The 18,056-nt window shown below is 71.6% G+C and carries 16 protein-coding genes and 1 pseudogene; 9 read left to right on the plus strand and 8 right to left on the minus strand.

Going from position 1 to position 18,056, the window contains the following annotated elements:
- Positions 1-1,170: 1,170 nt before the first annotated feature.
- Positions 1,171-2,698 (minus strand): annotated as a pseudogene (locus tag ABZT03_RS27595) (streptophobe family protein); the annotation flags it as partial.
- Between the two features lie 205 nt (positions 2,699-2,903).
- On the opposite strand from ABZT03_RS27595, the gene ABZT03_RS27600 reads away from it, so the two are divergent.
- The gene (locus ABZT03_RS27600) at positions 2,904-5,414 is read left to right on the plus strand and encodes an FHA domain-containing protein (protein ID WP_356043969.1); all 2,511 of its coding nucleotides are present in this window, start codon (positions 2,904-2,906) and stop codon (positions 5,412-5,414) included.
- Between the two features lie 84 nt (positions 5,415-5,498).
- Here ABZT03_RS27600 and ABZT03_RS27605 read toward each other — a convergent pair whose 3' ends face one another.
- The 3 genes from ABZT03_RS27605 to ABZT03_RS27615 form a co-directional block, all read right to left on the minus strand.
- The gene (locus tag ABZT03_RS27605; RefSeq protein WP_356043971.1) at positions 5,499-6,266 is read right to left on the minus strand and encodes a transglycosylase SLT domain-containing protein; all 768 of its coding nucleotides are present in this window, start codon (positions 6,264-6,266) and stop codon (positions 5,499-5,501) included.
- Positions 6,267-6,587: 321 nt separating this feature from the next.
- Entirely contained in the window at positions 6,588-7,694 is a 1,107-nt protein-coding gene (locus ABZT03_RS27610) for an S-adenosylmethionine:tRNA ribosyltransferase-isomerase (RefSeq protein WP_356043973.1), read from the minus strand.
- A complete protein-coding gene (locus ABZT03_RS27615) occupies positions 7,691-8,386 on the minus strand; it encodes an SDR family oxidoreductase (protein ID WP_356043976.1) in 696 nt (231 codons plus the stop codon). Before ABZT03_RS27615 ends, ABZT03_RS27610 begins: the two co-directional genes overlap by 4 nt.
- Before the next feature lie 216 nt (positions 8,387-8,602).
- On the opposite strand from ABZT03_RS27615, the gene ABZT03_RS27620 reads away from it, so the two are divergent.
- From ABZT03_RS27620 to ABZT03_RS27635, 4 genes are all read left to right on the plus strand, one after another.
- Entirely contained in the window at positions 8,603-9,748 is a 1,146-nt protein-coding gene (locus ABZT03_RS27620; RefSeq protein ID WP_356043978.1) for a GAF domain-containing sensor histidine kinase, read from the plus strand.
- Positions 9,741-10,382, plus strand: coding sequence for a response regulator transcription factor (locus tag ABZT03_RS27625; protein ID WP_356043981.1), 642 nt, complete (start codon positions 9,741-9,743; stop codon positions 10,380-10,382). Before ABZT03_RS27620 ends, ABZT03_RS27625 begins: the two co-directional genes overlap by 8 nt.
- A gap of 179 nt (positions 10,383-10,561) precedes the next feature.
- Positions 10,562-10,807 carry a chaplin ChpE gene (chpE, locus tag ABZT03_RS27630; protein WP_356043984.1) on the plus strand — a complete coding sequence of 82 codons (246 nt, stop codon included), beginning with the start codon at positions 10,562-10,564 and terminating at the stop codon, positions 10,805-10,807.
- A gap of 187 nt (positions 10,808-10,994) precedes the next feature.
- Positions 10,995-11,234: a chaplin gene (locus ABZT03_RS27635; RefSeq protein ID WP_356043985.1), complete on the plus strand. Its 240-nt coding sequence runs from the start codon at positions 10,995-10,997 to the stop codon at positions 11,232-11,234.
- Positions 11,235-11,477: 243 nt separating this feature from the next.
- Here ABZT03_RS27635 and ABZT03_RS27640 read toward each other — a convergent pair whose 3' ends face one another.
- Positions 11,478-12,257: a hypothetical protein gene (locus ABZT03_RS27640; RefSeq protein ID WP_356043987.1), complete on the minus strand. Its 780-nt coding sequence runs from the start codon at positions 12,255-12,257 to the stop codon at positions 11,478-11,480.
- Positions 12,258-12,408: 151 nt separating this feature from the next.
- Between ABZT03_RS27640 and ABZT03_RS27645 the strand changes: the two genes are divergently transcribed.
- The 3 genes from ABZT03_RS27645 (at position 12,409) to ABZT03_RS27655 (ending at position 14,803) form a co-directional block, all read left to right on the plus strand.
- Positions 12,409-13,206 (plus strand): ABC transporter ATP-binding protein, encoded by a 798-nt coding sequence (locus tag ABZT03_RS27645; protein ID WP_356043990.1) that lies wholly within the window; start codon positions 12,409-12,411, stop codon positions 13,204-13,206.
- Between the two features lie 92 nt (positions 13,207-13,298).
- Complete coding sequence (locus ABZT03_RS27650; protein ID WP_356043993.1) at positions 13,299-13,733, plus strand: NfeD family protein; 435 nt, start codon at positions 13,299-13,301, stop codon at positions 13,731-13,733.
- Between the two features lie 131 nt (positions 13,734-13,864).
- Entirely contained in the window at positions 13,865-14,803 is a 939-nt protein-coding gene (locus ABZT03_RS27655) for an SPFH domain-containing protein (protein WP_356043996.1), read from the plus strand.
- 68 nt (positions 14,804-14,871) lie between these two features.
- On the opposite strand, the gene ABZT03_RS27660 is transcribed toward ABZT03_RS27655, so the two are convergent.
- The 3 genes from ABZT03_RS27660 to ABZT03_RS27670 all read right to left on the minus strand — a co-directional run bounded on the left by ABZT03_RS27660 (position 14,872) and on the right by ABZT03_RS27670 (position 16,889).
- Positions 14,872-15,378, minus strand: a complete 507-nt coding sequence (locus ABZT03_RS27660; protein ID WP_356043999.1) for an HNH endonuclease — start codon at positions 15,376-15,378, stop codon at positions 14,872-14,874.
- Between the two features lie 145 nt (positions 15,379-15,523).
- Complete coding sequence (locus ABZT03_RS27665; protein WP_356044002.1) at positions 15,524-16,063, minus strand: YbhB/YbcL family Raf kinase inhibitor-like protein; 540 nt, start codon at positions 16,061-16,063, stop codon at positions 15,524-15,526.
- A 43-nt stretch (positions 16,064-16,106) separates the two neighbouring features.
- On the minus strand, positions 16,107-16,889 hold the full coding sequence (locus tag ABZT03_RS27670) for a sporulation protein (RefSeq protein WP_356044005.1): 783 nt from the start codon (positions 16,887-16,889) through the stop codon (positions 16,107-16,109).
- A gap of 137 nt (positions 16,890-17,026) precedes the next feature.
- On the opposite strand from ABZT03_RS27670, the gene ABZT03_RS27675 reads away from it, so the two are divergent.
- The gene (locus ABZT03_RS27675; RefSeq protein ID WP_356044008.1) at positions 17,027-17,668 is read left to right on the plus strand and encodes a DNA-3-methyladenine glycosylase; all 642 of its coding nucleotides are present in this window, start codon (positions 17,027-17,029) and stop codon (positions 17,666-17,668) included.
- The last annotated feature ends 388 nt before the right edge of the window (positions 17,669-18,056 follow it).

Here is an 18,056-nt window from a genome sequence, read left to right on the forward strand (position 1 = left end):
ATCGGTGTCGAAACGGTGGCGAAAGCCTTACGGCCGGCCCACCGGACGGCCACGAACAGCCTACGCCGGGGCCGCTCCGGCGTCGGTGCGCGGAGGCCCGTGAACCTCGCCGGTCACGGCTCTCGGTCACCGTGGCCCCTTGGGCCGCCGAGGCGGTGCGGGCGGTGGCGGGGGCGGCGGCGGAGGCCCGTCGTCGGAGGACGGCGACCGGCGTTTGTCCGGCTGCGACCCCGGCGACCGCCGCGGCGGCGGGGTGAGCGGCCGGGCCACCGTGGGCGCGCCGTACACGTCGGGAGACGGCCGGGAGCCCCCGGGCCGCCGCCCCTCCCCGGCCGGCGGAACCGCGTCCGGCGGGCGGGCCCCCTCGCCCTCGGGTCCCGCGCCCCCGGTGCCGGGCCGCGCGTCCTGCGGTTCCCACACGCCGTCCGGCCGGGCATCCTCCGGCTCCGGCGCCTCGCCGCGCACGCCGTCCGGCATCCGCAGGTACGGATTGGTGTCCGGGTTCGGCGGACGGTGCGGGATCCCGGGCACGTACGGACCCGACTCCCCGGCAGGTGATCCGGGCCCACGCGCGGACGGCCGCCCGCCCGCACCGGCCGGCGCCCCGGGCTCACCGGCCGGCGCCCCAGGTTCCCGGCCCCGCGGCCCGGGCCTACCCGCATATGAACCGCCCGCTCCGGCACGCGCCCCGGGCTCCCCGGCGTACGGCGCTGCCCCGCCGCCCCGCGCTCCGGGCCCGTCTCCGGGGCCCCCGGAATCACCGATGCCCGGCCCGCCCGCCCCCGCCTGCGCCCCGTTCCCCCCGCCGTAGGGCCCGCTCCTCTGCCCGCTGGACGGCCCGTCGTTCTGCTCCCTGTGGGGCCCGCCGCCCTGCCTCGCATGCGGCCCGGCCCCTCCCGCATACGCTCCGGACCCTTCCGCGGACGGCCAGGTCACTTCCGCCGACGGTCGGCTCCCGCCGTGGGCCCCGCTCCGGTTCTCGTACGGTGCTCGCCCGCCCGAGTGGGGCCCCGCCCCGCTCCCGTACGGACCGGACCCCGGCCCGGCCGGGCCGGCGTACCCCGGATGTCCCAGCGGCCCACCCGCAGGCAGCCCACCCCCGGGCGCTCCCGGTACCCCAACTCCCGTCCCACCAAGCCCGTTCGGCCCCGGCCCCGCCCTCGCCACGACACCCCGTGCCAGCGGAGCCGCACGTCGTCCCGCCGCGCCACAGGCCCGGGCCAGCAGGGCCCCGACGGCTCCCGCTCCCGCGCCCCAGAGCGCGCCGAGCACCAGCGCCGCACCGAGGTGTCCGTTCAGCCGGACCCCCGCCCCGAAGGCGTCGAAGCCGAGCACGGACAGCGAGGCGTCCACCGAGACCGTGGTCAGCCACCCCAGCAGCGGCAGCGCCAGCGCGGTCGCGACACCCAGCCGCAGCGCACACCGCCCCGCGAAACCGAGGACCGTCTCGCTCCGCAGCGCCCTGGTTCCGCCGACTCCGCCGACCCCGCCGACTCCATCGCCCCCGCCGACTCCACCGGCCCGGGTTCCGCCACCGCCACCGCCCTCGCCCCCCGCCCCACCCGCCACCGGCGTCCGTACCGCCGTCAGCACCCCCGCCAGCAGCATCATCAGCGCGGCGCCGACGCCCAGCAGACACACCCGTCCGTCGAGTTCGGCCAGTCGTCCCAGCGTGACCGGCCGGTCGGACTTCGTGCTCAGCAGGTCGTCGAGCGGATGCGGCAGCAGCTTGGTCAGGACGCCGGTGGCCTGTCCGTCGTACGGCACGAACAGGCCGATAGGGATGCCCAGCCACGTCCCGTTGGGTGCGCCGAGCAGCGCGGCGCCCGCGATCCGCCTGGGGTGGTCGTCGCCGACCGACGCGTAGACGGCGGCCGCGAGCCCCGCCGCCACGGCCGTCAGCAGCACCGTGACGAGCGCGGACGCGGCCGGCCGCACCACCCGGTGGGCGGCGTCGAGGCCGCGCGGCAGGGGAGTGCGGCGCGAGGCGAGCAGGGCGATCAGCAGGATCCCGGCCGACCAGGCGAGGCCGCCGAGCAGGGTGGGCGCGGTGTCGACGGTGAAGCCGACCGCCGCCTTCGCGTGCACGAGGTCACCGAGCCGGTCCGGCAGCAGTCCGCCGATGTCACCCAGCCCCGGAACCTTGAGACCGCCGCCTCCCGCGCCACCGGGCAGGTCGTCCAGCCCCAACGTGGCGCCGTCGATCGTGATGACGTCGTGGCCGGCCCAGGCGAGCCCGCCCAGCATCGCGGTGAACAGCGCCACCACCGCGCCCGCGCGCGCGAGGAGTTCGGCGGGCGTGATCACAACTCCCGCAGCCCGCAGCGACCGTAGGAAGAACCAGCTCAGCAGCAGGGCGCCGACCAGGCTCACGCCCAGTGGCGTGATCTCGATGGCGGTGTTCGCCTGCGCGCCCGACAGGCCGAACGCGGACACGTCGCCCGACGGCGTGACCGAACCGCCGGACCCGAGCGCCACGACGGCCGCGGTCATCGGACCGAGCGAGCCCGCCGTGTCCGCCTCCAGCAGATGCAGGCCGAGCGCGGCCGTACCCGCCATCCCGATCAACGCCCAGCTCACGGCGGCGATCGCGGACAGCAGTACGTCGCCCCATGGCACCTTCGTCCCGTAGGGCTTGGTGGTGACGCTCGTCGACGACCTCATGGCAGACCCCCCGATCCACGGCGCGGCCGGCCACCGCACTTGTCCCCCTCGCGTGGATTACCACTCTCCGGGCCGGTTTCAACCCCGTCAACGGAAACGGCGCAAGCGCCCGCGCGCGGTCTTCACAAGGCCCGGCTTTCGGTCAGGGGGCCGAGCCTGAAATAGTTCCCGACGATGTTCGACATCCCTAGACTCCCTGTGTTGGGGGTAACTCGGGGGACTACTCAGTGGGGCATGGAGTGCCGGAACTCGTACTGGAATCGAATGGCAGGACCTGGACGCTCGACACGTCCAGGCCGTACACCCTCGGACGTGATCCGCAGGGGGACATCGTGCTCGACGACGCCAGGGTCTCCTGGCGTCACGCCACGATCAGCTGGGGGAGCGGCGGTTGGGCGATCGAGGACCACGGCAGTACCAACGGCACGTACGTGCGGGGGCAGCGGATCCACCGCATGGAGATCGGCCCCGGGCTGGCCGTCCACCTCGGCAACGCGACCGACGGACCGCTCGTGAGCGTCAGCGGCGCCGCCGCCGTCGCGACGCCCCAGGCGCAGCCGCAGCAGCAGCCGTTCGCGGCGCAGGGCGCGGGCCCGGGCTGGGCACAGCAGGCTCCGCCGCAGCCGCAGGCCCCGCAGGCAGGCCGGCCGCAGCCGCAACAGGCCGCCGCCCCGCAGTTCCCGCAGCAGCAGGGTCCCGGTGGTGGCGCGGGGGCGCCGCCGGTCTACGGGGACCGCAGCCCGACCACGTTCCACCAGTTCTCGCTCGGCCGGGTCATGCGCATCGGCCGTGCCCTGGAGAACGAACTGGTCGTCTCCGACCTCCAGGTCTCCCGTCACCACGCGGAGTTCCACGCCACGCCCGACGGCCGGTTCGAGATCCGCGACCTGGGCTCGCACAACGGCACCTACGTCAACGGCCAGCCGATCGCCAAGGGCGGCTCGGCGCTGCTCGACCCGAACGACATCGTGGGTGTCGGTCACTCGACGTTCCGCCTGGTCGGCGACCGTCTCGAGGAGTTCGTCGACACCGGTGAGGTGTCGTTCTCGGCGCGCCATCTGACCGTCACGGTCGACGGCGGGAAGCAGATCCTCAAGGACGTCTCCTTCGGCGTCCCGGAGAAGTCGCTCATCGCGGTCATCGGCCCCTCGGGCTCCGGCAAGTCGACGCTGCTCAAGGCGCTCACGGGCTACCGCCCGGCCAACCAGGGCGACGTCCTCTACGACAACCGCAACCTGTACAAGCAGTTCGCCGAGCTGCGCCAGCGCATCGGTCTGGTCCCGCAGGACGACATCCTGCACAAGGAACTGACCGTCAAGAAGGCCCTCAAGTACGCGGCCAAGCTGCGCTTCCCGGCGGACACCACGGGCGCCGAGCGCGAGGCCCGCATAGACGAGGTGCTGCGCGAACTGAAGCTGGACATCCACAAGGAGAAGAAGGTCACCTCCCTGTCCGGCGGCCAGCGCAAGCGCGTCTCCGTGGCCCTGGAACTGCTCACCAAGCCGTCGCTGATCTTCCTGGACGAGCCGACCTCCGGCCTCGACCCGGGCATGGACCGCGACGTCATGCAGCTGCTGCGCGGCCTCGCCGACGACGGCCGTACGGTCCTCGTCGTCACGCACTCCGTGGCCGAGCTGGCGATCTGCGACAAGCTCCTCGTGATGGCGCCCGGCGGCGCGGTCGCCTACTTCGGCCCGCCGGAGGAGGCGCTGAACTTCTTCGGCTACGACACCTGGGCCGACGTCTTCTCCGCTTTCGAGAACTACCGCGACTACGACTGGGCTGGACGCTGGAGGGGCTCACAGCACTACCAGATGTACGCCGCGGACATCGACGCCGTTGCCGCACAGTCCGTACAGATGCCGCCGATGCAGGCCATGAAGCCGCCGAAGCCGCAGGGCTGGATGTCGCAGTTCGTCACTCTGGTGCGCCGCTACACCTCGGTGATCGCCTCGGACAAGGGCTTCCTGGCGCTGATGGTGATCCTGCCGGCCGTCCTGGGCGCGGTGAGCCTGCTCATCGACTCCGGCAACAGCCTGCTGCCCAACCCGCCCAACGCGCAGGGCAGGATCATCCCGAACGGCACCGCCACCACGGTCCTGCTGATCCTCGCGGTCGGCGCCTGCTTCGCCGGCGCGGCCAACTCCGTCCGTGAGCTGATCAAGGAACGGGTCATCTACGAGCGGGAGCGCGCGACCGGCCTGTCCCGCTCCGCGTACCTGATGTCCAAGGTGTTCGTGCTCGGTGTGATCACCGTGCTGCAGGGCCTGATGGTCGGCGTCATCGGGTTCGCGAGCCGTGAGATCCCGAAGCAGGGCCTGGTCCTCGGCAGCGCCACCATGCTGGAGCTGTCCATCCCGGTCATGGCGCTGGGCTTCACCGCGATGATGTTCGGCCTGATCATCTCCTCGCTGGTGAAGACGGCGGAGAAGACCATGCCGCTGCTGGTGATGTTCGCGATCATCCAGGTCGTGTTCACCGGCTGCCTGTTCACCCTGAACGGCGCGGTCGGCGTCAACCAGTTCTCGTACCTGATGCCCTCGCGCTGGGCGGTCGGCGCCGCGGGCGCCACGCTCGACTTCAACAAGATCAGCCCGCCCAAGGACGGGGGCGCCACGGACCCGCTGTGGGAGCACACCGTCGGCGCGTGGACCATGGACATGGCCGCGCTGATCGTCCTCGGCGTGGTCTGCGGCTTCTTCGTGGCCCGCTTCCTGCGCCGCCACGAGCCCGAGGTCATGCGCAAGTAGCGGTCGCCGTACGGCGCCGAAGGGCGGCACCCCGTCAGGAGGGTGCCGCCCTTCGGCGTCCGCGTGCAGAGGTCCGCGCCGACCTCAGTACGCGCTGTCGACGTTGTCGATCGAGCCGTACTTGTCCGCCGCGTAGTTGGCGGCCGCGGTGATGTTGGCCACCGGGTCGTAGATGTTCCAGGAGGTCCCGGCGACGTGGTACGCCGTGAAGGTCGGCGGTATCACCTGGAGCAGGCCCTTGGAGGGGATGCCGTTGATGGCGTTGATGTCCCAGCCGTTGATCGCCTTCGGGTTGCCCGAGGACTCCCGCATGATGTTGCGGTGCAGGCCGCTGTAGGAGCCCGGAATGCCCTTGGACCGCATGATGTCCAGCGAATGCCTGATCCAGCCGTCGAGGTTGTTGCTGTAGGTCTTCGCGGCGACGGTCTTGAACTCGATGCGCTTGACCGAGCGGCTCGCCGTCTGCTTGGCCCTGCGCTCCCGCTCGGCCTTCTTCTTGGCGGCGGCCTGCGCGGCGGCCCTGGCGGCCGCCTTCTTCTTCGCGGCGGCCTCGGCCGCGGCCTTCTTCTTCGCGACCGCGTCCGCCGCGGCCTTCTCCTTGGCGGCGGCCTTGCCCTGCAGGCTGGTGCGGGCGAACTGCTCCGTGACGTCGGCCGTGCCCTTGAACTGCTCCGAGGTGTAGGCCACCTGCGCCGAGGAGACGGCGGCGTCGGAGGTCGTCGTCTGCCCGTGACCGGGGACGGCGGTGAACGCCAGGGCGGCGGCACCGAGGGTGGCGACACCGGCGATCGCGGCCTTGTGCGTCCTGGTGAGCACGCGGCGCTGACTTCGGGCGGTGGTGTTCTGGGGCATGGCTGACGGACCTCTTCGGATAGCGCGGAGGTCGCTCTTCGTCCGGCGGGGACGGGTGCTTCCGGCACAAACGCCGCGGACGACATCCGCGGCGCTGAGCGACGAGAGCAATTCTTAGCGGGCGCAAAATCCAGAGGCAAAGGTGTGACGTACGATCCTCGATAGTGGATCAGGGAAGGGCAAATCGGGACAGACTGGACCGTCTTTGCCGCTCATAAGGGACATGTCCATCTCCTATGCCCCTTCGTACGTGATCTGGGCCCTATGCGCGGGCTCACACGCGGCGGCCCCCGACCTCACCAGCGGTTGCGGGCGCAATGCTCAGCGTGAGGAGTTCCCCGCTCCGGTGGACGGCGGAAGGACGAGGTGCACGTCCCCGAACTCGTGCCACAGGTAGTGCTCGGCCACCGCCTCCTCGTACCCGCGGTCGACGGCCGCACTCCCGGCGATCGCCTCCAGCATCAGCAGATGCGACGCCCGCGGCTCGTGCAGCCCGGTCAGCAGCCCGTCCACCACCCGCACACCCCGTTCCGGCGTCACCACGAGCCCCGTCCAGCCCTCGGCCGCCCGGACCACCCCGTCGCCGCCCGCGGCGGACTCCACCGCCCGCACGGCCGTCGTACCGACCGCCACGACCCGGCCCGCACCCGCCCGCACCGCGTTGATCAGCCGCGCCGACGCCTCCGGCACCGCGAACCACTCCGGATACGGCGGCTCGTGCGACTCCGCCGACGCCACCCCGGTGTGCAGCGTGACCGGGGCGAACTGCACCCCCCGGCTCACCAGCTCCGCCACCAGCCGCGCGGTGAAGGGCCGCGCCGCGCTCGGCATCTCCGCGCTGCCCGCCCCGTCGGCGGACGGCAGCGCGAACACCGTCTGGTAAGCGGACAGCGGCTGGTCCCGCTCGGTGTAGGAGTAGCGGATCGGCCGCCCGAACTCCCGCAGCGTCCCGAGCACCCCGGCCCCCGCCGCGCGCGGGGCCCCGAGCACCTCGGGCCCGCACACCCGGGCCCACCACAGCCGATCACCGCCCGCACCCACCGGCTCCTCCACGACCAGCCGCGTCCCCCCGGGAAGCCGGACCCGTGTTCCGGCGGGCCCACCCGCACGCGCGCGTGTGGTGCCCCGCCCGTCCGGTTCCCGCAGTTCGATCGCCCACCGCCCGTCGTCCCCGCGCGTCGAGAAGTGCACGACCACGCGCGCGTGCCCCACCCGGCCGTCGACGGCGGCGGCCAGCGTCGATGACGTGTTGACGACCAGCAGGTCCCCGGCCCGCAGCAACCGCGGCAGCTCCGCGAACGCGTGGTGCGACACCTCCGTGCCACGCGACACCAGCAGTCGTACGGCGTCCCGGTCCAGCCCGGGCCCGCGCTGCTCCGCCGGCACCCGCGCCGACAACGCCTGCGGCACCCGCACCGCCAGCGTCATCGGCCCTCCACCAGGGCGGGAGCCGCGTAGCGGCCGCTCACCGGACGCTCGTCCAGCAGCCGCAGGAACGCCGGCACCACATCCTCCGGTGCCGGTCGCGGCCCGTCGTCCTGCGGTACGGCCGCCGCGTACAGGTCCGTGGCCATGTCCCCGGGGTCCACCGCCCAGACGCGCAGCTCCGGCTCCTCCACACCCAGCACCGCCGTCAGCTGGTCGAGGGCCGCCTTCGACGCCCCGTAACCGCCCCACGTCTCGTACGCCTCGGCGGCCGCGTCCGAACTGACCGCGATCACCGTCCCCGCCGCCGACGCGCGCAGCAGCGGCAGCGCCTCCCGGACCAGGCCCAGCGCGGCCACCACGTTCACCTCCAGCGCCCGCCGCAGCCCCTCCAGGGGCAGCTCGGCCAGCCGCAGGAGCGGCTCGGCCCCCAACGCGCTCGCGTTGTGCACCAGCAGGTCCAGGCCGCCGAGACCGCGCGCCGCGGCCACCAGACCGGCGCGGTGCCCGGCGTCCGTGACGTCCCCCGGCACGGCCTCCACACGCGTGCCGTGCGCGGCGACCTCCTTCGCCGCCTCCGCCAGCACCCCGGCCCCCCTGGCGTCCAGCACCAGGTCCCAGCCCTTGGCGGCCAGCGCCCCGGCGAGCGCCCGCCCCAGCCCCTTCGACGCCCCCGTGATCATCGCCACCGGCATGTCTCCACCGTCCCCTCGTCCGTCGCGCCGTCCTTGCGGCGCCGACCCCACCGTAGGAACGGGGCCGCCCGTCCCGCCTCGGGCGCGGGCCGCAGCCCGGCGGGGCCGTTCGTCCTACGCCGTCCATCCCCGACCCCGGACCTAGGACCAGAGACCGGGGCGGTGGCCGTCACCGGTCCGATCCGCGCTGTCACAGGCCGCCGGTACCGTGAGGGCATGAGTCAAGGCCCCCGGTCCGGCCTCGCCGCGGTGAGCTCCGCGCTGCTGGCCATGAGCAGGCACCTGGAGGTCCGCGACGTCCTCAAGACGATCGTGGCCTCGGCCCGTGAACTGCTCGACGCCCAGTACGCCGCCCTCGGGGTCCCCGACGACCACGGCGGTTTCGCCCAGTTCGTCGTGGACGGCGTCAGCGACGCCCAGTGGAAGGCCATCGGCCCCCTCCCGCGCCAGCACGGCATCCTCGCCGCGATGCTGCGCGAGGCGAGGACCGAGCGCCTCGCCGACGTGCGCCAGGACCCCCGCTTCGAGGGCTGGCCCGCCGCCCACCCCGACATGTCCGACTTCCTCGGCCTGCCCATCCGGGACGGCGACGAGGTCATCGGCGCGCTGTTCCTCGCCAACAAGAACTGCGAGAAACAGCAGGGGAGCTGCGGCTTCACCCCCGAGGACGAGGAACTGCTCGCACTCCTCGCCCAGCACGCGGCGATCGCCCTCACCAACGCCCGCCTCTACGAACGCAGCCGGGAACTGACGATCGCCGAGGAACGCTCCCGGCTCGCCCACGAACTGCACGACGCGGTCAGCCAGAAGCTGTTCTCCCTGCGCCTGACCGCCCAGGCGGCCGCCGCCCTGGTCGACCGCGATCCCTCCCGCGCCAAGGGCGAGTTGCAGCAGGTGGCCGCGCTCGCCGCCGAGGCCGCCGACGAACTGCGCGCCGCCGTGGTCGAGTTGCGCCCCGCCGCGCTGGACGAGGACGGCCTGGTCGCCACCCTCCGTACCCACGTCCAGGTCCTCGACCGCGCCCACACCGCGCGCGTGACCTTCGGCGCGGACGGCGTCCGGGCGCTGCCCGCCGCTCAGGAGGAGGCCGTGCTCCGCGTCGCCCAGGAGGCCCTGCACAACGCGCTGCGGCACTCCGGCGCCCGGCACGTCGACGTCACCCTCGTGCGCCGGGCCGGCGGGGCCGTCCTGCGGGTCACGGACGACGGGTGCGGCTTCGACCCGCAGTCAGTACGGCGCGGCGGCCGCCACCTCGGCCTGGTCTCCATGCGGGACCGGGCGGACGGGGCCGGCGGCGGCCTGACCGTCGAATCGGCGCCCGGAAAGGGCACCACGATCGAGATGGAGGTCCCCGGTGGCTGACGCGATCAGGGTGTTGCTCGTCGACGACCACCAGGTGGTCCGCCGTGGCCTGCGCACTTTCCTGGAGGTGCAGGACGACATCGAGGTGGTCGGCGAGGCGGCGGACGGCGCCGAGGGAGTGGCCCGCGCCGAGGAACTCAGGCCCGACGTCGTCCTCATGGACGTCAAGATGCCGGGCATGGACGGCGTCGAGGCCCTGCGCAAGCTGCGCGAACTGGACAACCCCGTGCGCGTGCTGATCGTCACCAGCTTCACCGAGCAGCGCACGGTGGTCCCGGCCCTGCGCGCGGGCGCCGCCGGCTACGTCTACAAGGACGTGGACCCCGACGCCCTGGCCGGCGCCATCCGCTCCGTCCACGCCGGCCACATCCTGCTCCAACCCGAGGTCGCGGGCGCCCTGTTGTCCCAGGAGGTCACCAACTCGGGGCATGGCAGGGGCGGTTCGCTGACGGAGCGGGAGCGTGAGGTGCTGACCCTGATAGCGGACGGCCGCTCCAACCGGGAGATCGCCCGGGCGCTGGTCCTCTCCGAGAAGACCGTCAAGACGCACGTCTCGAACATCCTGATGAAACTCGACCTCGCCGACCGCACCCAGGCCGCCCTGTGGGCCGTCCGCCACGGCGTGACCGGCTGATCCACGCCCCGGTCGGTGCGCCGGAGCGACCAGGTACGTCAATACGGACGGTTCCGCTCCGGGCTGAGATTCATACCGTCGTGGGAATGTCCCCCGGATGGCGCATCCTCCGGGGATCTCCGCCGTTCTCCAGTGCGTGCCGCGGCGACTGCCGCGGTCATCACCAGGAGGGCTCAGAAGTGAACAAGCTGAAGAAGGCAGCGGCCGTGACGATGGTGGCCGGCGGGCTGATCGCCGCGGGTGCCGGCATGGCCTCCGCCACCGACGGCGCCGTCGCCCACGGCCAGGCCGCCGGTTCGCCCGGCGTCGCCTCGGGCAACCTCGTGCAGGCCCCCGTGGACGTCCCGGTGAACGTGGTCGGCAACAGCGTGAACGTCATCGGTGCGCTGAACCCCGCCTTCGGCAACCTCGGCCTCAACCACTGACGCCTGCCGTCGGCAGGTGGTGACCCCGGCCTCCCGTGCCCACCGGCAGGCCGGTCAGCTTGTACGTTCCATTGACCCGAACGGGCGCTTGAAGCCGGCGACGCGTGCCGTTACGGAGCACTGCCGCGTTGACCAGCCAACGACCCGCGGCCGGGTCGAACACGCAAACGCAGGAGGAACGCTTCTCATGAACATCGCCAAGAAGGCAGCCGTAGCGCTCACCGTCGCCGGTATCGCCGCCGGCGCGTCCGCCGGTGCCGCTTTCGCCGACGCGGGTGCCGAGGGCGCGGCCGTGAAGTCGCCGGGCGTCGCTTCCGGCAACGTCGTCCAGGTCCCGGTCCACATCCCGGTGAACGTCGTCGGCGACAGCGTGAACGTCATCGGTCTGCTGAACCCCGCGTTCGGCAACACCGGCGTCAACGGCTGACCCGCACCACCCCGGAGGGGCCCCACGAGTCGACAAGGACTCCTGGGGCCCCTCCCGCGCGTGCGAACCGATCCAGCCCGTCCGGCGCTTGCGGACGAGAGGCGATCACAGCCGCCCGCCCGGCCGTCCGGCAACATGCGGGCGAGGCATCCGATCCAGCCCGTCCGGAGCTCGAGGACAAGGCCCGCAGGGCCGGCAGGTGCCCCGGGGACAGACCCCGAGGCAGTCACCATGACGTACGACTCACCGCTCACGCTCCTCCACCATCGCGTTGTACGCCGCCACCTGCGCCCGCCGAGCCGTCCGCTCCACCGGCCGCAGCGCCTGCGCCCGCACGGCCAGCTCGGAGGCGCTCACCGCACCCCCGGGCCCGTTCTCGTACGCCAGTGACACCAGCAGCGCCACCCGCTGCGCCAGCTCCAGCACCCGCACCGCCCGTGGCGGATACCCCGGCGCCAGCGCCTCCCGGCCCCGCTCGGCCCGCGCCCGGTACGCGTCGATCGCCGCCTCGGCCACCGGACCCGACCCGGCCAGATCCAGCCGCGACAGCACCTCGGTCGCCTCCCGCAGAGCCTCCGCCAGCTCCCGCTCGGCCTCACCCAGCGACGGCACATCGGCGGGCGGCGCCTCCCGCACCGCCAGGCAGTGCCACACCACCTCGACGTGCACGTCCCCGGCGGGCCCGGCCTCGTACACCTCCGGAACCAGCCCGAGCGCCGCCCCGAAGCAGATCACCGCCTCCTCGGCGTCCAGCGCCCGCGCGTTGAACTCCGGCGGTCCGCTCAGCCCCAGCGGATGCCCGGGCGCGGGCAGCGCGACCCGCAACCCGCTCGCCCCGAGCGTCCGCAGCCGCCCGAGAGCGAGCGTCAGACCGACGGGACCCGACTCACCCGGCAGCCCCTCCACACGGTGCACCGCGTCCTCGCCGACGATGGCGAGCACGGCGTCGTCCGGCGAGACAAGTCCGGCCAACAGGGCATTTCCCCAGGCTGCGAGGCGTCCTGAACGTGGTTCCGAAAGCATGGCCCCACCCTAAGGACCGGACCGATGGAATGGAGCGGCCGACCGGTGGCGTAGATTTCCATGAGGGCTGCGCCCACCGGCGCGCCGGACCACGCCACAGGCGAACGCGACAGCCGAGACCGGCCACACTGCAAGGGGAGACAACGCGCTCATGAGCGATGTTCTGGAGCTTCAGGACGTATCCGTGGTCCGTGAGGGCCGGGCTCTGGTGGACCAGGTCTCCTGGTCGGTCAAGGAGGGCGAGCGCTGGGTCATCCTCGGCCCGAACGGCGCCGGCAAGACCACCCTCCTGAACGTCGCCTCCAGCTACCTCTACCCCAGCCAGGGCACCGCCACCATCCTCGGCGAGACCCTCGGCCGGCCCGGTACCGACGTCTTCGAACTGCGCCCCCGCATCGGCATGGCCGGTCTCGCCATGGCCGACAAGCTGCCCAAGCGCCAGACCGTCCTGCAGACCGTGCTCACCGCCGCCTACGGCATGACCGCCGGCTGGCAGGAGGAGTACGAGGACATCGACGAGCAGCGCGCCCGCGCCTTCCTCGACCGCCTCGGCATGAGCGACTTCCTGGAGCGCCGGTTCGGCACCCTCTCCGAGGGCGAGCGCAAGCGCACCCTCATCGCCCGCGCCCTGATGACCGACCCCGAGCTGCTGCTCCTCGACGAGCCGGCCGCCGGCCTCGACCTCGGCGGCCGCGAAGACCTGGTCCGCCGTCTCGGCCGCCTCGCCCGCGACCCGATCGCCCCCTCGATGATCATGGTGACGCACCACGTCGAGGAGATCGCGCCCGGCTTCACGCACGTCCTGATGATCCGCCAGGGCAGGGTCCTGGCCGCCGGCCCGCTGGAGCTCGAACTCAGCTCCCGCAACCTCTCCCTCTGCTTCGGCCTCCCGCTCGTCGTCGAGCAGGTCGGCGAGCGCTGGACCGCGCAGGGCCTCCCGCTGTCGTAAACCCCGAACTACCGCGAAATCAACGGTAGAAAGCCCCTTCCCGCCCCATCGCGCCCTGTCCGCGACGGGACTTGCGGACCTACCATGACCATGTGAACGACATCGACGCATGGGTGTGGTGGCTGGTAGGCGCGGCAGCGCTCGGAATCCCGCTCGTGGTGACCGCGATGCCGGAGTTCGGCATGCTCGCCGTGGGCGCCGTCGCGGCCGCGATCGTCGCCGGACTCGGCGGCGGCGTCGTCGTCCAGGTGCTCGTCTTCGCCGCCGTATCGGTCGCGCTCATCGCCGTCGTACGGCCCATCGCCAACCGGCACCGCGGGCAGCGACCCCAACTCGCCACCGGCATCGACGCGTTGAAGGGCAAGCAGGCCGTCGTGCTGGAGCGCGTCGACGGCTCCGGCGGTGGCCGGATCAAGCTGGCCGGGGAGATCTGGTCGGCCCGTTCGCTCGACACCGACCGCACCTACGAGGTGGGTCAGGAAGTCGACGTCGTGGACATCGAAGGCGCCACGGCGATCGTCATGTGACCTCGCAGGACGTACTGAACAGAACGCCCCACGGGCCAAACGACGGTCTGTCAGACTCGACCAGCAAGATCTTCAACAAGCATAAGATCTTCCGAAAACGCCGATGCAAAGAAGGGCACGGGGAGCCGACGATGGAACCGGTCATCATCGTTCTGATCATTCTGGTGGTGCTGGTCTTCATCGCCCTGATCAAGACGATCCAAGTCATCCCGCAGGCGAGCGCGGCCATCGTCGAGCGCTTCGGCCGCTACACGCGAACACTCAACGCGGGCCTCAACATCGTCGTCCCGTTCATAGACACCATCCGCAACCGCATCGACCTGCGTGAACAGGTCGTGCCGTTCCCGCCGCAGCCGGTGATCACCCAGGACAACCTGGTCGTCAACATCGACACGGTCATCTACTACCAGGTGACCGACGCGCGCGCCGCGACCTACGAGGTCGCCAGCTACATCCAGGCCATCGAGCAGCTGACCGTCACCACGCTCCGCAACATCATCGGCGGCATGGACCTGGAACGGACCCTGACCTCCCGCGAGGAGATCAACGCGGCCCTGCGCGGTGTCCTCGACGAGGCCACCGGCAAGTGGGGCATCCGCGTCAACCGCGTCGAGCTCAAGGCCATCGAGCCGCCCACCTCCATCCAGGACTCGATGGAGAAGCAGATGCGCGCCGACCGTGACAAGCGCGCCGCGATCCTCACCGCGGAAGGCACGCGCCAGGCGGCCATCCTCACCGCCGAGGGCGAGAAGCAGTCCCAGATCCTGCGCGCCGAGGGCGAGGCCAAGGCAGCGGCCCTGCGCGCCGAGGGCGAGGCCCAGGCCGTCCGTACGGTCTTCGAGGCCATCCACGCCGGCGACCCGGACCAGAAGCTGCTCTCCTACCAGTACCTCCAGATGCTCCCGAAGATCGCCGAAGGCGACGCCAACAAGCTCTGGATCGTGCCCAGCGAGATCGGCGACGCCCTCAAGGGCCTGTCCGGCGCCTTCGGCAACTTCGGCGGCGGGGGCAACTCCGGCGGAGGCAACTCCGGGGGCGCGGAACGCCGGGAGAAGCCGTCGCTCGACTGACGTCCCGCCTCCACGACTGCGGGCCCGCACCCTCTCGGGGTGCGGGCCCGCAGTCGTGGAACCGTCGTCTAGGCCGCCGGCTGGGCCAGCCACTCCGGCAGCGCGTCGAAGTCCTCGTGCCCCAGCGACAGCAGCATCGCGTCCGCCGGAGTCGGCTCGAAGGGCTGCCGCAGCAGCGGCATACCGGCCTGGTCCGGAGTGCGCGCCGCCTTGCGGTGGTTGTCCTCGGCGCAGGACGCGACGGTGTTCAGCCACGAGTCCTGACCACCCTGCGCGCGCGGCACGACGTGGTCGACGGTGGTAGCCCGCCGTCCGCAGTACGCGCACCTGTGCCGGTCACGCACCAGAACGCCCCGCCTCGACCACGGGGCTTGTCTTCGGAACGGCACCCGTACGTACCTGCAGAGCCTGATCACCCGGGGCGCGGGTATGTCGACCACGGCTCCGCGCATGCGCAGTTCGGGGTGGGCCTGCTCGACGACGGCCTTGTCCTGGAGCACCAGAACGACGGCTCGATTCAAGGTCACCGTCGACAGCGGCTCGAAGCTCGCGTTCAGCACCAGCGTGTCCCGCATCCAGCCCACCTCCCATGCGCACCGACCCACCCTCCGGCGGGCTTGGATCAACTCTGGCCGGGCACGCCGAGATGGACAACGCAATAAAAAAATGCCCGCCCCTGATCAATTCCAAGACCAGAGGCGGGCAAACGTTCAATGAACGTCATCCTTCGGCGGGCACCTCGTACTCAGCGATCAGCTGCGCGCGGGCCAGCGTGTGGAACCGCAGGTTGAAACCCACGTAGGCGGGGCTCGCGTCCGCGTCCGGGCCGAGCTTCTCCTCGTCCACGGCGTACACCGTGAACACGTACCGGTGCGGCCCGTCACCGGGCGGCGGCGCGGCACCGCCGAAGTCCTTCGACCCGTAGTCGTTGCGCGCCTGGACGGCGCCCTCCGGGAGTCCCTTGAAGTCGCCGGTGCCGGCACCCGTCGCCAGTTCCGTCACCGACGCCGGGATGTCGAACACCACCCAGTGCCAGAACCCGCTGCCCGTGGGGGCGTCCGGGTCGTAGCACGTGACGGCGAAACTCCTGGTCTCGGACGGAAAGCCCTCCCACCGCAGGTGCGGTGAGGTGTTGCCGGCCGCGTGGACCTGAGCGTCCTCCAGTGTCCCGCCCGCCGGGACGTCCTCGCTCGTGACCGTGAACGACGGCACGGGCGGGTGGAAGTCATGGGGGAGCGGCCGCCGCTTGAGCTCGGTCACCTCGGTACCTCCTGAACGATGCCTGGAACTGGTGGTTCCGAGCCTAGAACCAGTTGCGCTTGCTGCCGACCTCCGACAGCCACTGGTTGAGATAGCCCGCCCAGTCGGTGCCCTGGTAGTCGTGCAGACCGACCTGGAAGGAGCGGAAGGTGTCGCTGCCCTCGCTGAACAGCCCGGGCTTCTTGTCCATCTCCAGGACGACGTCCATCGCGTGCTCGTCGGCCACGAAGCTCAGTTCGACCTGGTTCAGGCCGCGGTACTGCGACGGCGGGTAGAACTCGACCTCCTGGTAGAACGGCAGCTTCTGCCGGGTGCCCCGGATGTGACCGCGCTCCAGGTCGGCGTTCTTGAAGCGGAAGCCCAGCTGGATGAAGGCGTCGAGGATCGCCTTCTGCGCGGGCAGCGGGTGCACGTTGATCGGGTCGAGGTCGCCGGAGTCCACGGCGCGGGCGATCGCCAGCTCGGTGGTCACCCCGACGTTCATGCCGCGCAGCGTCTGGCCGTCGATCGTCGTGATCGGCGTCTCCCACGGGATCTCGAGCCCGAACGGCACGGAGTGCACGGCACCCGCCTGCAACTCGAAGGCGCCACCGAGCCGCAGCTTCGTGAACTCGATGTTCTGCTTGTACTCCTCGTCGCCGCTCTCGACCTCGACCTTGGCCTGCAGTCCGACCGAGAGTCCCTCGATGGCCTGGTTGACGGAGCCGCCCTGGATCCGCACCTCGCCCTGGACGACGCCGCCCGGAACGACGTTGACCTCGGTCAGCACCGTCTCGACCGAAGCCCCGCCGGCCCCCAGGCTCGCGAGCAGCTTCTTGAACGCCATGACACTCCCTTTACGTGTGGGTCTTGATCCCTAGAAACGCGATCCGGCCCCGGCCGGTTCCGCGCCTTCACCCTGGCAAGGCGAGGGCGCCTTGACCAGCCCGTTGCGTCCACCCGTCTGCACTACCCTCGGACGGCATGATCGCGACCCCCGACCGTACGCCCCTCGCGCGCGAGTTCTTCGACCGACCTGTACTGGAGGTCGCCCCCGACCTCCTCGGCCGGCTCCTGGTCCGCAGCACTCCCGACGGTCCCCTCACGCTGCGTCTGACGGAGGTCGAGGCCTACGACGGACCCAACGACCCGGGCTCACACGCGTATCGCGGCCCCACGGCCCGCAACGGCGTGATGTTCGGTCCGCCGGGACACGTGTACGTCTACTTCACCTATGGCATGTGGTTCTGCATGAACCTCGTGTGCGGGCCCGAGGGCACGTCGAGTGCGGTCCTGCTGCGCGCGGGCGAGATCGTCGAAGGGGTCGAGTCGGCCCGCAAACGTAGACTCTCGGCCCGACATGACAAGGAACTGGCCAAAGGACCGGCCCGCCTGGCGACCGCCCTGGGTGTGGACCGGGCCCTGAACGGTACGGACGCCTGCGCGCCCGGTGAGACCCCGCTGCGCGTGCTGACCGGCACTCCCGTGCCCGGCGACCAGGTACGCAACGGTCCGCGCACCGGAGTGGCCGGCGACGGAGGTGTCCACCCGTGGCGCTTCTGGGTCGCCAACGACCCGACGGTGAGCCCCTATCGGGCCCATGTGCCCCGGCGTCGCCCAAGTTGACGCGTCTTGGGAAGGTGCGTAATGTATCCCGAGCCGCTTGACCCGGGTACGGCGATCGCCAGCAGCCGGAAGTGGCCAACCCACTACATACGACCTCCCCCCTCAGCGGGGGTGAGTTCGGCGTGCGTGCATGCCTGAATTCGGGACTCGCCCAACTCGATTATGAGTTGGCGAGGGGGATCGGCTAACGTAGTGAATGTCGAAAGGCCGACAGCGAAAGCCAAAGCCATTCGGCATAACCCCCCGACAGGGAATCGGATACGGAAACGGTCTGATAGAGTCGGAAACGCAAGACCGAAGGGAAGCGCCCGGAGGAAAGCCGCGAGAGAGTCTCTCGGGTGAGTACAAAGGAAGCGTCCGTTCCTTGAGAACTCAACAGCGTGCCAAA

It is taken from the genome of Streptomyces sp. NPDC005574 (genome assembly GCF_040605435.1).
Lineage (GTDB): Bacteria > Actinomycetota > Actinomycetes > Streptomycetales > Streptomycetaceae > Streptomyces.